Origin of the sequence: Thermococcus sp., assembly GCF_027063845.1 — an archaeon.
Lineage (GTDB): Archaea > Methanobacteriota_B > Thermococci > Thermococcales > Thermococcaceae > Thermococcus.
On record NZ_JAMOQU010000130.1, the window covers coordinates 1 to 14,285 of the forward strand.

At 54.0% G+C, this 14,285-nt stretch carries 12 protein-coding genes and 1 tRNA gene; 4 read left to right on the plus strand and 9 right to left on the minus strand.

The window, feature by feature from the left end; genetic code table 11:
* Positions 1-64: 64 nt before the first annotated feature.
* From MVO87_RS11065 to dph5, 3 genes are all read right to left on the minus strand, one after another.
* The gene (locus MVO87_RS11065) at positions 65-832 is read right to left on the minus strand and encodes a putative RNA uridine N3 methyltransferase (RefSeq protein WP_297512830.1); all 768 of its coding nucleotides are present in this window, start codon (positions 830-832) and stop codon (positions 65-67) included.
* 935 nt (positions 833-1,767) lie between these two features.
* A tRNA-Val gene (locus MVO87_RS11070) sits at positions 1,768-1,845 on the minus strand.
* 40 nt (positions 1,846-1,885) lie between these two features.
* Positions 1,886-2,680 (minus strand): diphthine synthase, encoded by a 795-nt coding sequence (dph5, locus tag MVO87_RS11075; protein WP_297512837.1) that lies wholly within the window; start codon positions 2,678-2,680, stop codon positions 1,886-1,888.
* 89 nt (positions 2,681-2,769) lie between these two features.
* On the opposite strand from dph5, the gene MVO87_RS11080 reads away from it, so the two are divergent.
* The gene (locus MVO87_RS11080) at positions 2,770-3,192 is read left to right on the plus strand and encodes a metal-dependent transcriptional regulator (RefSeq protein WP_297512838.1); all 423 of its coding nucleotides are present in this window, start codon (positions 2,770-2,772) and stop codon (positions 3,190-3,192) included.
* Between the two features lie 74 nt (positions 3,193-3,266).
* Here the strand turns inward: MVO87_RS11080 and MVO87_RS11085 are convergent, their stop codons facing one another.
* The 3 genes from MVO87_RS11085 to MVO87_RS11095 all read right to left on the minus strand — a co-directional run bounded on the left by MVO87_RS11085 (position 3,267) and on the right by MVO87_RS11095 (position 7,337).
* The gene (locus MVO87_RS11085) at positions 3,267-4,640 is read right to left on the minus strand and encodes an NCS2 family permease (RefSeq protein WP_297553156.1); all 1,374 of its coding nucleotides are present in this window, start codon (positions 4,638-4,640) and stop codon (positions 3,267-3,269) included.
* Between the two features lie 73 nt (positions 4,641-4,713).
* A complete protein-coding gene (locus tag MVO87_RS11090; protein ID WP_297516280.1) occupies positions 4,714-5,718 on the minus strand; it encodes an ABC transporter ATP-binding protein in 1,005 nt (334 codons plus the stop codon).
* A complete protein-coding gene (locus MVO87_RS11095; RefSeq protein WP_297516276.1) occupies positions 5,712-7,337 on the minus strand; it encodes an ABC transporter permease in 1,626 nt (541 codons plus the stop codon). Before MVO87_RS11095 ends, MVO87_RS11090 begins: the two co-directional genes overlap by 7 nt.
* 84 nt (positions 7,338-7,421) lie before the next feature.
* Here MVO87_RS11095 and MVO87_RS11100 point away from each other — a divergent pair, with 84 nt between their 5' ends.
* The 3 genes from MVO87_RS11100 to MVO87_RS11110 all read left to right on the plus strand — a co-directional run bounded on the left by MVO87_RS11100 (position 7,422) and on the right by MVO87_RS11110 (position 11,724).
* Positions 7,422-8,471, plus strand: a complete 1,050-nt coding sequence (locus MVO87_RS11100; RefSeq protein WP_297516273.1) for a DmpA family aminopeptidase — start codon at positions 7,422-7,424, stop codon at positions 8,469-8,471.
* A 126-nt stretch (positions 8,472-8,597) separates the two neighbouring features.
* Entirely contained in the window at positions 8,598-10,208 is a 1,611-nt protein-coding gene (locus MVO87_RS11105; protein WP_297553158.1) for a B12-binding domain-containing radical SAM protein, read from the plus strand.
* A gap of 73 nt (positions 10,209-10,281) precedes the next feature.
* Positions 10,282-11,724, plus strand: coding sequence for a radical SAM/SPASM domain-containing protein (locus MVO87_RS11110; protein WP_297512219.1), 1,443 nt, complete (start codon positions 10,282-10,284; stop codon positions 11,722-11,724).
* Between the two features lie 10 nt (positions 11,725-11,734).
* Here MVO87_RS11110 and MVO87_RS11115 read toward each other — a convergent pair whose 3' ends face one another.
* From MVO87_RS11115 to MVO87_RS11125, 3 genes are all read right to left on the minus strand, one after another.
* Complete coding sequence (locus MVO87_RS11115) at positions 11,735-12,580, minus strand: deoxyribonuclease IV (RefSeq protein ID WP_297553160.1); 846 nt, start codon at positions 12,578-12,580, stop codon at positions 11,735-11,737.
* Between the two features lie 32 nt (positions 12,581-12,612).
* Positions 12,613-13,677, minus strand: a complete 1,065-nt coding sequence (locus MVO87_RS11120) for a V-type ATP synthase subunit I domain-containing protein (protein WP_297515545.1) — start codon at positions 13,675-13,677, stop codon at positions 12,613-12,615.
* Positions 13,634-14,285, minus strand: a 652-nt coding sequence (locus MVO87_RS11125) for a DUF373 family protein (protein ID WP_297553154.1), incomplete at its 5' end; no start/stop codon positions are given. The genes MVO87_RS11125 and MVO87_RS11120, both read right to left, overlap by 44 nt.

The window sequence follows — 14,285 nt, forward strand, 5'->3', positions numbered from 1 at the left end:
CCTAGCCCTTTTTCTCGGGCTGAAGGCGAGTGAACCTCTCCTTGGTCTGTGAACCTTTCCCATCTCAATCCCTCCTCATGAGATTGAATATCGCCAGCGTGGCGAGGAGCGCCTCCTCGGTGCGGACAGTTTTAGTTTTCTGATTTGGAATCGTGTTGAGCACGAAGTCAAACTCGTACTCACCGCCGAGGAGCTCCATAACGCCCTTCCTCGGCGAGCCAAAGGCGATACCAACCTCCCCTTCGAGCGGGGGAAGGTTGACCTTTCTCACGTCGCGACCCTTCCGCGAGGTCGCGATTGCCAAATCCAGGTGAGCCTTTTTAAGTGTTTTCGCCAGGGGTTTCCCGCTCAGGTGAACCCTGTAGCCCCAGTACTCAACCGGCTTCGCCGGAACGACCCTCAGAGGCTTCGTTGAAACAATCCTGAACGTTGCCCTGCCCTCAATGTCCCCCTCAACGATTGCCAGTTCGTCGAGCCCGATGTCCGCGTAGATTTTCCTTCCCTTCCGAAAGGCGTAGCCCTCTCGGATTTCCCCGACCTTGGGTTTCCCTTTGAGCTTGTGATGTGGCGTCCTGAGCGGGGGAACGACACCCACATATCGGAGCTCTGGCATCAGGGGAAACAGCCTCTTTCTGAGGTACTGCGGTGTTTCCATGTACTCAAGGACTGTTTTTATGAACTTCCCGTCCCTCCCACCTGCCCTGTAAATCCAGATGTGCTCGACGCCGAAGATTGCGCAGGCCCTCGCAACCTGCCCAACCTTGTACGTCCGGATTTTTGGGTCGTCGGTTTCCTCAAGGAGGGAATCGGGAATGAAGACGTGCCAGGCCATATTTCGCCCCCACTGTCCTCCCTAACCCCAACGCGCTGAAGGGAGCTTATGGAGACTATTTAAAAGACTTTCGAACCCTGCAACCCTTTTTCGGGTTTGGGAGTATGAAAATTTTTTGCAAGGAAACTTTGCCTTCGCAAAGTTTCATCAAAGTCGACATGCCTCTTGAATGGCTTGTTCTCGGGGGGTTTACTTCCAAACCTGCCAATTTTGAGTGTGTTTCCTCCCGTTAGCGCCCTTCGGGCGCTGTTCAAAACTAAACACTTTCCTCCCACTCACCATCGTGAGCATAAAAACCCTAAATCCATTGACTGTTTAATAACGCATGCAACTTTTCCTTTGCCCCTTGGACAGTTAAACCATTTTGGTCAAGCTTTGCGCAAGCAAAGGTTGCTGGGGGGCTAACGCCCCCACACCCCCAAACTTTGCAAAGCAAAGTTTGATCAAAAAGTGTCATTCTCAAAGACAAAGCAAAAAGTCAGTCGTGCGCTATTTGAATGTAGGAGTATAAGGAGTTTGGTTTTCTAAACTGAGCATCTCAAACAGTTTCAACTTCTTATCAGCGCCCGAAGGACACCTTCTTAGAGTGAAACCCTCACAAGCAAGCTTTTGGAAAAGTTTCACCAAAGAAACTTTGCCCGGCAAAGTTTCATCAAAGTTTGTGATTCTTTCCCCAAGGGCTTTTTCAAGAGCGTTTGCGCTTTTAATGGACTCGTGTAAAATGCGAATTCTTAGATTTTGGAAGCTTTCTTGCTTGGGTTTACTTTTCATCGCGCTCCTTCGGAGCGCTCCTTAGAGAAACCCCATCTAAATGGCTCCTTTGATAGAGAATTCCTTGAGAATACTTACACTTGAGAGTGCAAACTTCTTAGAATTGCGTTCTCGGAGAAGAATCACAAACCTTGGTCAAACTTCGCGAAGGCGAAGTTTGTAACTGGTGGGCCCGCGGGGCTTCGAACCCCGGACCTCCGCCTCGTGAGGGCGGCGTCATAACCAGACTAGACCACGGGCCCGCCCGGAGTATGGAGAGCGGGCAAAAATATAAAGCTTTCGCTAAACATCCTTCAAAATCTCCTCAGGTGCACCCGCGAACTCAACCAAGTACTCCGCCTCGACGATGTGGAGCCTCCCGGGAACTATGAGAACGTGGGGTTGCCTTCCAAAGTCCTCATAAATCATCTCCTTAACGTAGCCCGCCCTTATCGTCGGATTCAGCGAGCCGGCCCTTGCCAGAACCACGACGAGGGTTTCGGGCGTGAAAACCCCTTCCTTCTTCATCTCCTCTATCTGCAGGAGTATCTCCATCGCCTCGTTCGCCGTCATGTAGCGGTTCTGCTCGGCCTTTATGTCGAGGAAGAGGAGTGTGTGAAGACCGCGTTCCCTGTTTTCCTTGATTACGCCGTAGTGGCTCGTCGGGAACCAGTTCTTCTCAGGATAGGCAACGGTGGCGCTCTTTCCGAACTTGTAAATCTGAAGCCCTGTTACGGCCACCGCGGAGTAGATGCTCGGGGCGTGAATCACGTAGCTCTCAACGCCGGCCTTCTTCGCCCGGATTCTCAGGTCGGAGTGGGTCGTCGCCACCATAGGGTCTCCAGCGGTAAGAAACGCTACGTCCTTCTCCTTTGCCTCGGGAAGGACGATTTTCTCGAAGTTCAGCTCGACATCCTCCCTGCTCAGCCTGACTATCGGCTTGCCTATGAGTTCTTCCACTTTGTCTATCGTCGTTCCCGCGAGGAGCGATGTATAGAACTCCGCAAAGACTTTTTCGCACTTCCTGGCCGTTTCGAGACCTTTGAGCGTTATGTCCTTTTCGTCGTAGAGCCCGAGGCCTATGAAGTAGAGCGCCATTCTCACCACCGATACCGGATTTCCCTAAAACTTTTAAGTTTTGGGAAAACTACTTAAAGGTTTTTGGCAACCCTAACACGGTGAGGCCGTTGGAGGTCACCAAGAGGGAGGAGGAGTATCTGGAGGCCATGTACATCCTCCACAAGAATAAGGGCGTAATCAGGGTCAAGGACATAGCCAAGATAATGAACGTAAAACCGCCAAGCGTCGTTGACGCCCTCAAAAAGCTCGCCGAGAAGGGTCTCGTCGAGTACGAGAAGTACGATAGGATTCTCCTAACCGAAGCGGGAAGGAAGATAGCCGAAGAGACTTACTCGAAGCACGTCTTCCTGACAAAGTTCTTCGTTGACATACTCGGCATCCCACCGGAGATAGCGGAGCACGACGCCTGCCAGTTCGAGCACTACGTCAGCGAGGTAACAGTCAAGAGGATGAAGGAGTTTGCGAAGTTTATCCAGGAGCAGTGCCCCTACGTTCTCAAACAGTTCCTGAAGGAGAAGCTGGAGGAGTGAATAAGGTTCTTTCTAATTCCGTCTTCCTGTTCCTCGTTTCGTTCTGCAGGATACTGGAGGATAAAGGAAAGAAGTCAGAAGAGACCGCCAAGATAGGCAAAGTAAACTACAAAGACCCCCGCCAAGATGTACATGAGCGGGTGGACCTCCTTCCAGCGGCCGCTGAAGACCTTGAGGACGGTGTAGCTTATGAAGCCAGCACCGATTCCGTCGGCTATAGAGTAGGTGTAGGGTATCGTGACGAGCACGAGGAAGGCCGGAAGGGCCTCGGTGTGGTCGCTGAAGTCAACCTCCTTGAGGGCGCTGAGCATGTAGTAGCCGACTATGACGAGCGCTGGGGCGGTTGCAAAGGCCGGAATCGCACCGGCGAGGGGAGCGATGAAAAGACCGATTGCGAGGAAGAGGAATCCAGTAACGAGGGCAGTCATTCCAGTTCTTCCGCCCTCCTCGATTCCCGCGGCGCTCTCGATGTAAGTGGTGACTGTTGACGTTCCGAGGACGGCACCGAGGGTCGTTCCTATCGCGTCCGTGAGGAGAACCTTCTCGGCGTCTGGAACCCTTCCATCCCTAGTCAGGAAGCCCGCCTTGGCGCTCAGGCCGGTGACCGTTCCGAGGGTGTCGAAGAAGTCAACCATGAAGAAAGCGAAGACAACCCCAAGGGCACCAGCGCTGAGGAGGCCGTGGAGGTCCATCTGCATAAAGGTGTAGCTTATCGTCGGTGTGGAGAACAGCTTCTCAGGCCATGGAGCGGCGCCGGTAATCCAACCGAGGACACTTGTAGTGAGTATCGAGATGAGAAGGGCCCCCTTCACGCGCCTCGCGATGAGGATTCCAGTGAGGAGGACTCCAAAAACAAAGAGCAGTATCTGCTTTGATAACAGAACACTCGTATTCAACCCCGTGAATTTGAGGGTTCCGCTAAGGAGAACGGTCTTTCCGAGTGGAATAACGGCGTCTTTGGCACCCTCAACTTGCGCGGAGAGCAGGCCAACGTCGTTCAGGCCAATGAGCGTCAGGAACAGACCAATTCCAGCACCGATGGCGTACTTCTGGCTCCTTGGGATGGCGTGGATTACCGCGCTCCTGACCTTGGTGAGGGTCAGCGCGATGAATATTAGACCCTCAACGAAGACCGCTGCGAGAGCGACCTTCCAGCCGTATTTGGGGGCTACTGTGTAGGCGAAGTAAGCGTTAAGACCCATTCCCGGCGCGAGGGCGAATGGCTTCTTGGCGTAGATGCCCATGAGAATCGTTGTAAAACCCGCTGAAAGGGCCGTAACGGCAACCAGAGAATTAAATGCTTCCTGACCCATTGCAACGCTGAGTATCTGCGGGTTGACAAAGAGGATGTATGCCATCGTGAGGAACGTCGTTATTCCAGCGAGGACTTCGGTTTTCATGTTTGTCCCGTACTTGTCAAACTCAAAGTACCGCTCAAACCACTCCATAAGCATCCCTCCATTGGTTGACACAGAAACGGCGATAAAACGGATTTATAAAACTTTTTTTGACATAAACTTGTTATAAACTGAGGAGGGAGAAAGACCTTACCAATATGCCAACTCGTGGAGGAACGCGGTTTGGCTCGAAGGGCAAATCCGGCAGTGGGCGCTCCGCTATGATAGTATGGCCCTCAACGTCAAGGTAAAGCCTCATCCTCCCCGGAAGAAGCTCGTAACCGGTAACGGTGGCATCTTCACCCTCCGTTATCAACACACTTTCAGGCCTGAAGAACACCTTAACTCTTCCATCAACCCCAACCGAGAACTCAAGGCTTCCAAGCCTTGCCACGCCGTTCTCGGCCTCAAGCTCAAGGATGTTGCTCGTTCCAAGGAAGCGCGCCACGAACTCCGTCCAAGGTTTGTAGTAGAGCTCAAGTGGCTCTCCAATCTGGTCAATTCTTCCGACGTTCATGACGGCAATCCTGTCGCTTATGGCCATCGCCTCCTCCTGGTCGTGGGTGACGTAGACCGTCGTTATCCCGAGCTCGCGCTGAATCCGCCTTATCTCGGAGCGGAGGCGCTCCCGTATCTTCGCGTCAAGATTGCTGAGGGGCTCATCCAGGAGCAGAACCTCCGGCTCAATTACTAAGGCCCTCGCGAGGGCAACGCGCTGTTGCTGTCCGCCACTCAACTGCTCAGGATAGCGATTTTCAAGGCCCTCCAGCCCGACGAGTTCGAGTGCCCACTTAACCCTTCTCTCTATCTCCGCCCCCGGGAGCTTCCTCATCTCCAGTCCAAAGGCGATGTTCTTGAAGACCGTCATGTGAGGAAAGAGCGCGTAGTCCTGAAAGACTATGCCAATGTTCCTCTCGTTGGGCTCAAGGTCTGTAACGTCGTTACCGTCAAAGAGAACCCTCCCCGAGTCTGGCTTTTCAAGGCCCGCTATAATCCTCAGCGTCGTCGTTTTCCCACAGCCACTCGGGCCGAGCAGTGTCAGGAACTCGCCGTCCTTCACAGATAAGTCAACGCGAAGCTCAAAACCGTCCCAGCGCTTGCTTACGTTCCTGAGCTCAACGCTCACCATACCTCCTCACCGACCTTTTCTATTATTAGGAATCCTATTGCCGACACCACCATCAGGATGACCGAAAGGGCGGAAGCGCTTCCAAAGTGCCTCGCGCCAAGGAACTTGTAAACGGCGAGGCTCATCGTGGTGTACTCCGGCGGGGCAAGCATGTAGGTCGCTCCCAGCTCGGCTATGCTCATTGCGAAGGCAAAGATTGCCCCGACAATAAGGCTTCCAAGGGCTAGTGGCAACTCCACCTTCAAGAATGCCTTCCACTCGTTAGCCCCAAGCGTCAAGGCGGCCTCGCGCAGGTTCCGCTTTATCTTGGTCAGCCCGGTTGAGAGGGAGCGGAAGACGAAAGGGTAGGCTATGATGGAGTGGGCTATAGCCACAATCCAGAAGGTGTAGTAAAGGGGCGTTGACTGGAAGACCATTATGTAGCCGAGCGCAACCGTTACGGGGGAACTCGCAAGGGGTAGCATGACGAGAACGTCGAGAAGGCGCTTTCCCCTGAAGTCCCAGCGATTCAGCAGATAAGCGAGTGGGAGCGCGACGAGAATCGAGATTACAACGGTCGTGAAGCCGAAGAGGAGGGAGTTCTTTATCGCCCCGAGGGTCGAGACACCGAACATCGGGTTGTACTCCGGCGAGAAGACCCTGCGGTAGTTCTCAAGGCTGAGGTGACCGTTGAAGAGAAGGGAGTCGTAAACTATTGCCAGAAGTGGGGCAACGATGAATACGAACACGAGAACCGAATACAGGACCACACCCAGCCCCTTGAGACTGAGTAAGTCCCTCGGCCCGAGCTTCTGGGGCCTTTGAAGAATCCTCTGCTCCTCCCTTTTCGAGTAGGTGTCGAGGGAACGGAGATAGAGGTACATGAAGATGGCACTCAGGGTTATCTGAATCACCGCCAGAGCGGAGCCGGTCCGGAAGTCGAGGAGAGTCATGACGGTCGAAAAGATGTCCACCTCCATGGTCACGTAGCGGTAACCACCGAGGATTAGAGGAATTGAGAAGCTCAGGAAGCAGAAGACAAACGTCAGCATAGCTGACGCGAAGATTGCAGGAGAGATTAAGGGCAATGTCACCTTCCAGAAGAGCCTAAAGCCTTTCGCGCCGAGTGTTTGGGCCATCTCTTCATAGTGGGGATTAACGCGTTGCCAGAGCGACGAGACCATTCTAATCACTATCGGGAAGTTGTAAAAGGCGTGGGCGAGGAGTATGGCCTTCCACGTATAGATTATCCCCGGGTCGCGTCCGATTAAGTGGGCTATGAAGCCGTCCTTTCCGAAGAGTAGGATGAAGCCGAGGGCAACCATTATGCCGGGCATTACGAAGGGGACCGTTAGGATGGCCCGGATTACCCTCTTGCCCGGGAAGTCGTACTTGGCGAAGATATACGCCCCGGGGAGGCCAATGATGAGCGTAAGGGCGGTCGAAGAAAGCGCCTGAGTGATTGTAAAGCGTATAACCCAGCGGTGGTAGGAGTTGCCTAGGACTGCCGAGAGGAACCTGAGCGTTGGACCGTTATCCCAGAGGCCCAGTCTTAGAATATCTGCCATAGGCAGGTAGAAGAAGAGGAGCAGGAAGGCCAGCGGGAAAGCAATGAGCAAGTAGCTCGGCCTGAACCTCATGGCCAAAACTTGGTTTTGCCTGTTTATAAGTCTTGATTGGGCAAGTTTGTTAAATCCAGCGTGATATCTATCACCGGTGATACCATGAAGGCCCCCGAGCTGGGAATCAAAATCGGCGTTTACGGGCACGGGAAGAGGAACTCTATAGCGGATTTAGGAGTTAAGGTCGGCCACGCGACGCTCATCGAGGGGGAAGACGTGAGAACTGGCGTGACTGTTCTCCTACCGCCCGTGAAGAACCCCTACAAAGAGAGGCTCTTCGCCTCGACTTTCGTCATGAACGGCTTCTCCAAGCCGATAGGCTTCGTCCAGGTTGACGAGCTCGGATACATCGAGACGCCGATAGCGTTAACCAACACGCTGAGCGTCTACACGGTCGCGAGCGCGATGGTGAAGCACATGATTGAGCTGAACCCCGATTTGAAGAGCGTCTCCCCGGTCGTCATGGAGTGCAACGACTCCTACCTCAACAACATCAGGAAGATGGCAGTTAAGGAGGAGCACTACTTCGAGGCCGTCAAAAACGCCTCGCTGGACTTCGGGGAAGGAGCTGTTGGAGCGGGAACAGGAATGAGCGCCTTCGAGTTCAAGGGCGGAATAGGCTCGTCTTCACGGGTCGTTGAGATAGGTGGCGAGGAATACACCGTTGCCTCGCTCGTCCTTGCGAACTTCGGAAAACGGGAGGATTTAACAGTAGCGGGCGTTCCCGTCGGCCTTGAGCTGAAGGACTATCCTGGAAGAGGACCCTCCACGAAGGGTAGCATCTCGATAGTTGTCGCAACGGACGTCCCCCTGACGGCGAGACAGCTAAAGCGTCTCGCGAAGAGGGCAGTTGTGGGTCTCGCGAGGACGGGTGGCTACGCCTATCACGGAAGTGGCGACGTCGTCTTAGCTTTCTCGACCGCTCAAACGGTTCCACTCGACAAAGAACCACATCCGATAGGTTTCCTGCCCGACAACGCCCTCAGCAGGCTCTTCAAGGCAACCGCTGAGGCGACTGAAGAGGCTATAATCAACGCCCTCCTGCAGGCGAAAACCGTCGAGGGCAACGGCCACGTTAGGTACGCCCTGCCGGTCGAGGAACTGCTCGAGATAATGGAAATGTACCGGAGGCTTGAGGAAGGCACCCATTGAGTTCGCGTCTTTTATTACTTTCTTTAACAGTTAAACATTGAAACATTTTAGGTTAGCACTACAAGATTCATGAAAAATGGAAATTCTTAAATATGCAATTTTTCCTTCATACCTCTGGTGACCAAAATGACTCGAATCGTGCTGACAACCGACGAAACGCTGACGAGCACGTACCACGACGTCCCCCTGCTCGACTTCCTCGGCTGTGCACCCTACGACAAGCTTCCAAAGTGGGTCTTCAGGCTCCTCGACAGCCAGCTTCCAGACGAGAACGGGGTTTTAACGCAGGCTCCCTATGGGCTCAGGAAGGTCGAGGCGGCCCTGCTGAGGGACGGCTTTAGGCGGGACGAAGTGGTTGTTGCACACCCACGCAAGATAGAGAGGTTCATAGGAAAGGACACGACCGTTGTGGCGCTATACGAGATGGACCCAATGGGCCTTGGTCCGGTCAGCATGATGTTCACGAACGGAGGGAAATGGACGAACTACACCAAGGTCAAGTTCCTTGAGCTCGTCGAGAGGATAAACCGCATCAGGGACGCGAAGGGACTGGACTTCAAGCTCGTCGTCGGAGGCCCGGGAGCCTGGCAGGTGGACTTCAGGAAAGAGGAAAGGGAGAAGCTCAGGATTGACCACGTCGTCATAGGCGAGGCCGATCACGTCGCTGGAGAGCTCTTCAGGGATATAGAGACTGGCAACGCGGACGAAACGATATTCATAAAGGGCTGGCCGAGGGTCGAGCAGATTCCAACTATAGTTGCTCCCTCATACAAGGGCCTCGTCGAGGTCATGCGCGGCTGCGGCAGGGGTTGCAGGTTCTGCGAGCCGAACCTGAGGGTGGCCCGCTACATACCCCTTGAAAAAATCGAGGAGGAGATAAGGCTCAACGTAAAAGCGGGCATAGACCACGCATGGCTCCACAGCGAGGACATCTTCCTCTACAAGGTCGAGGACAGGAAGAACTTCTATCCGAACGCCGAAGCTGTTGTAGAGCTCTTCGAGATGGCCAGGGGATACACCAGGAACGTCAACCCGACCCACGGTGCTGTGGCTGGCGCTTTGGCGAACCCGGGGATGATAGAGAGGATTTCTGAGATAGTCGAGGCCGGCCCGGACCACTGGATCGGCATACAGGTGGGCTTTGAGACGGCATCACCGAGGCTCATCGGGAAGTACATGAACAACAAGATGAAGCCCTTCTCGCCAGAGGAGTGGCCGTGGGTTCTGCTCAACGGAACCTACGTCCTCAACAAGAACTACTGGTTCCCTGCCTACACGACGATATTGGGCCTTCCTGGAGACACCGAGGAAGACGAGATAATGACCGCCCGGCTGATAATCACGATGGAGAAGGAGCTCGAGGAAAAGCTCGGCAACAGGGCGCACTTCACGGTGACGCCCTTGGCCTTCATCCCGATGGGACTCCTCAAGGATCAGGAGTTCTACCGCATAGACGAGATGATAACGTACGGCCAGTTCCTGCACCTCTACCACGCCTGGAGGCACCTGTACAGGGAAGTTGTCAGGGGCCTGCCCACGGTCATGAAGGACAACCCGTTCCTGATTCCCTTCTACCCGCTGGCAACGCTGGGAGCGCGCCTGGTCGTCAGGCACCTGAGAAAGTGGGGAATCGAGCGCGGGTTCGACCCCGATAAGAGGCTCGAGCCCTTGGACATAAGAATCGAGGTGGAAGAGCACAGGTGGTATTCAACTCCATCTCTGGTCGAGGCGTATTAAGAAAAGCCGGAAAAGTTTATACACGAAGTGTCTGATACATCTAACGTGACGGTTTGAAAATGGGGTGGAAAACATGAGTAAGAACTTGGACGAGGGTGAAATAATAGAGTACCTTCACAAGGTGATGGACAACAGGTTTGCGAGCTTCATCCTCAAGGAGATGACGGAGGTCAAAAAGCTTGAGAAATCCCTCGGCGTTTACGCGGGGGTTGTGAAACCAAAGGGCGTCAGGGAAAGGCTCCACGCAAAAATCGTCGGCGAGGCGCTCGAGAAGGGCGCCGAGAAGTTCGGAGTTAGCCCAGAAACGATTAAAAGCCACCTCAAGGACCCCTACATGAGGAAGGGCTTCGCCGTGATACTCAGGAGCATAGCTGAATACGGGATAACGAAGCCCCAGAGGCTGGTCGCGCCTTTTATGGTCGTCTGGGACTTCACGAAGCAGTGCAACCTCAGGTGCAAGCACTGCTACGCCAACGCCACCCCTTACCCCGCCCCGGACGAGCTGACCCTTGAGGAAAAGCTGAACGTCGTTGACCAGCTTGACGAGGCGGGTGTCGCGGCCATATCGTTCTCAGGCGGGGAACCCCTGATAAACAAAGACTTCTGGAAGGTTGCCGAGTACGCCGGCTCGAAGGGCTTCTACCTCTCCGTTGCAACGAACGGGACGCTGATTTCCGAGAAGGTTGCGAAGAGGCTGAAGGAGGTCGGGGTAAGGTACGTTGAGATAAGCCTCGACGGGCCGACCCCAGAAATCCACGACGAGTTCAGGGGGGTTAAGGGTGCCTTTAACGCCACTATCAGGGGGATAAAGAACGCCAAAGCCGCGGGGCTCAGCGTCGGCATAGCAACGACGGCAACCCGCGAGAACATCGACTACATTCCGGACATACTGGAGCTCGCGAGGGAGCTGGAAGTTGACAGGTTCATAGTCTTCAACTTCATACCAACCGGAAGGGGGAAGGGGATAATCAACGAGGATCTCACCCCCGAGGAGAGGGAGGAGCTCATGAGATATCTCTACAACGAATGGAAGAAGGGGGACATCCAGATATTCTCCACCTGCCCCGCTTACTCGAGGATATCCATAACCGCGATGGAGCAGGGAGAGGGCGACAGGGTCTCGCCGACCCATTTTGCCGAGATTGAGATACCCGCGGGATTCGGTGGGGCGGCGAAGGCACTGACAGAGTTCATAGGCGGCTGTGGGGCTGGAAGGATTTACTGCTCAATCGAGCACAACGGCGATATCCAGCCCTGCGTGTTCATGCCCCTTAAGGTCGGCAACGTCATAAAGGACGGCTTTGTGAACGTTTGGAAGAACAGCGAGGTCTTCAACAGGCTGAGGGACAGGGATGCACCCGAGTACGCCTGCAGGGACTGTCCGTTCAGGTACGTGTGCGGCGGCTGTCGCGCGAGGGCCTACGCGTACTACGGCGATATCCTCGCCCCGGACCCGGGATGCATACTGATGAAGGAGGAGTGGGAAAAGCTCGTCAAGAAGGCGAATGCACAATGAAGATTTTTGCTCAAACCCTTATCTCCTCGTACTTCTTCTTCATCAGGAGCGCATCCTCCTCGATGTTTGGACTCTCGCTTATGACGACGCCCTTAACGCGGAACTCCTTTAGAACCCTGAGCAGGTCCTCCCACTTCATGTCGCTCTCCTGGAGCGGGAGGTGCCTCTTTTCGCCCTTCTCCGTGTACTCGATGCCGCTCATGTGAATGTGCATGTTGTCCAAAGCCTCTCTGCCAAGCCTGTCCTCAATAAAGGCCAGCATCTCGCGCCACTCCTCGGCGGAGTTGCATTTGCCCCTGTTCCTCGCGTGCGCGTGGGCAAAGTCTATCGTCGGCAGAACCATTTCAAGCTCCTCGCTGAGCTTCACTATCTCCTTCAAATCCCCGAACTGGGTTGGCTTTCCCGTCAGCTCTGGCCTTATCCACACCTTTATCCCCCTATCCATGAGCTCCCTCTCGATTTCCTTCAGCGCGTCCCTGATTCTGTTGTAAACCTTCGCCGGGTCCTGCTTGAGGTAGTAGCCGGCGTGAAAGACGACGCTCCAGCCACCCGCCTGATGAAGCCTCTCAGCGCTTTGAATTATCCTCCTCTTGCTTGCTTCAACCTTTGCTTTCTCGTTCGCGTTGAGGTTGATGTAGTAAGGAGCGTGCGCCGTGAGCAGGACGTCGTGCTTTTTGGCGACGTACTTGATTTTCTTCGCGAGTTCGGGCTTGAGGTTAACCCCCCTGACGAACTCCAGCTCCATAGCATCTAACCCGAGGTTCCTCACGTGGATTATGCCGTCTATCGTTGAGCGCTTTGGCGTTGAGAGGGGTATTCCAGCCGTTCCGAAGCGCAACCTATCAACTTTGAACATCTCTCCCACCGGTTTGATTAGGGAAGCCTAACTTAAAAACTTACCTCCACCTTCTCCCCAAGGTAGTCCTCAAGCTTTCTCAGCTCCTCCTTGAGCTCGACCTCGATTCTTAGAAGTTTTCTCTCGAGTTTCTTAACGTCGTCCGCCAGCTGGGACAGTTCCCGTTCTATGGCAAGGAGTTCATCCTGAACGGGCTTAACGCTTCCCAAGAGCTCTTCCCGCTGTGCCTCAAGCCCTTCCAGCTCCCTACGAAGTTCACTCAGCTCGGACAGCTTGCCCTCAAGGTTTTCGAGTAGCCATTCCGCCGATTTCCTGGCTTTTCCCTCAAGTCTCGGATAGACGTTGACGAGGAGGGACAAGAACTCTTTGGGCCTCTCAAGGGCAACTCCGCTATCCCGGGCGACCTCATCGGCTATTCCACCGAGGCGCATCCTCTTAAGCGGTTTCTGGAGCTTTGAGACCTTCGAACGGAGTTCAAGCTCGATTGAACGAATCTTAGAAGAAACTTCGCGAATCTGCATCTCAACCCTCGCGAACTCCTCCGATGAGAGGAGAGACTCGAGTTTTTTTCGCTCCTCTTCGAGTTTGTGGGCGAGTCTTGAAAGCGCATCCCTCTTGGCCTGGAATTCACGCTGAGCCTTTCTAAGCTCCTCAAGCTTCTCCACAACACCAATCTCCGGCGGAACGCTTTTTTCGAGCTCTTCTCTGAACTCTGCATAGCCCTTGCTGAGTTCCTTGAGAAGGGAATTGACTGCGTAAACCTCTTTCTCGAAGAGAATCATGACGTGCTTCCCGTAGTCAACGTGAACTTTCGCAAGGTCTGGAAGACGCTTTCCGAGGTCATCGATACTTTGAATTCCCTCAACGGCATGTTTCATAGCACTTACGTAGTTCCTCCTGTCAGCCTCAACTATCTGAAGGAGCCTCTCATCCACGTTCTTGGGGGGCTTGGCCGTTTCCAGCTTTCCGACGGCATTGAGAAGTTCCTTTTTCTTTTTGCCAAGCCACTTATTGTACTTCTTTCTGAGCTTTTCGGCCTTTTTCAGACCCTCTTCACGCCTTAGCTCGTACTCCCGTATCGCTTCCTTCAGTTTCAACCTTCATCCATCCCCTAACTTTTCCACGGAGGTAAACACCAACCACAACGGCAAGCGCAACGTCGGCAAGCGCAAAGAGCAGTTTCTGGAAGACATCTATGTCCGAAATCGTCAGTATCGCGAGAGCGTAACGGGTGGTGAGGTCAATAGTCACCCAGAGGGCCGGCGTCATGAGAAGGGCAGACGCGTAGTACCAGATGTGGTGGTCCCTCTTGAGGTAGGCCTGGATTACCCTTCCAGCCATCATAACCGCTATTCCCAGGGCAATTGAGCCCGCAAGGGCATTGAGATAAATCAGAGTCGCCAGAAGCGACGTTCCCGGATAACTGCCGATTAGTTTGAGCGAATAGCTCTCAAGGTTCAGGTAGGCGTTTATTGCACCACTCGCTATGACGAGTATTCCCGCAACGAATGAAAAAACGACAACGAACTGCTCAAAGACTGCCTTCCTGAGAGACGCCAAAAAGTGACCTACGCTGAAGTTGAAGCCCTTGGTGAAGAATATCCCACCGATTATGAGAAGGACAGTCCCCCAAATCACCGTTGAAACTATCTTCTCGCTCTCAGGATACCACACGCCGACGAGCTTGGCTATCCCGTAGAGTAAG

Excerpts from the sequence above, each read along its gene's own strand:
- MVO87_RS11110 (WP_297512219.1), top strand. The coding sequence starts at position 10,282 with ATGAGTAAGAACTTGGACGAGGGTGAAATAATAGAGTACCTTCACAAG.
- MVO87_RS11105 (WP_297553158.1), top strand. The coding sequence starts at position 8,598 with ATGACTCGAATCGTGCTGACAACCGACGAAACGCTGACGAGCACGTAC.
- MVO87_RS11100 (WP_297516273.1), top strand. The coding sequence starts at position 7,422 with ATGAAGGCCCCCGAGCTGGGAATCAAAATCGGCGTTTACGGGCACGGG.
- MVO87_RS11095 (WP_297516276.1), bottom strand. The coding sequence starts at position 7,337 with ATGAGGTTCAGGCCGAGCTACTTGCTCATTGCTTTCCCGCTGGCCTTC.
- dph5 (WP_297512837.1), bottom strand. The coding sequence starts at position 2,680 with ATGGCGCTCTACTTCATAGGCCTCGGGCTCTACGACGAAAAGGACATA.
- MVO87_RS11090 (WP_297516280.1), bottom strand. The coding sequence starts at position 5,718 with ATGGTGAGCGTTGAGCTCAGGAACGTAAGCAAGCGCTGGGACGGTTTT.
- MVO87_RS11115 (WP_297553160.1), bottom strand. The coding sequence starts at position 12,580 with ATGTTCAAAGTTGATAGGTTGCGCTTCGGAACGGCTGGAATACCCCTC.
- MVO87_RS11085 (WP_297553156.1), bottom strand. The coding sequence starts at position 4,640 with ATGGAGTGGTTTGAGCGGTACTTTGAGTTTGACAAGTACGGGACAAAC.
- MVO87_RS11065 (WP_297512830.1), bottom strand. The coding sequence starts at position 832 with ATGGCCTGGCACGTCTTCATTCCCGATTCCCTCCTTGAGGAAACCGAC.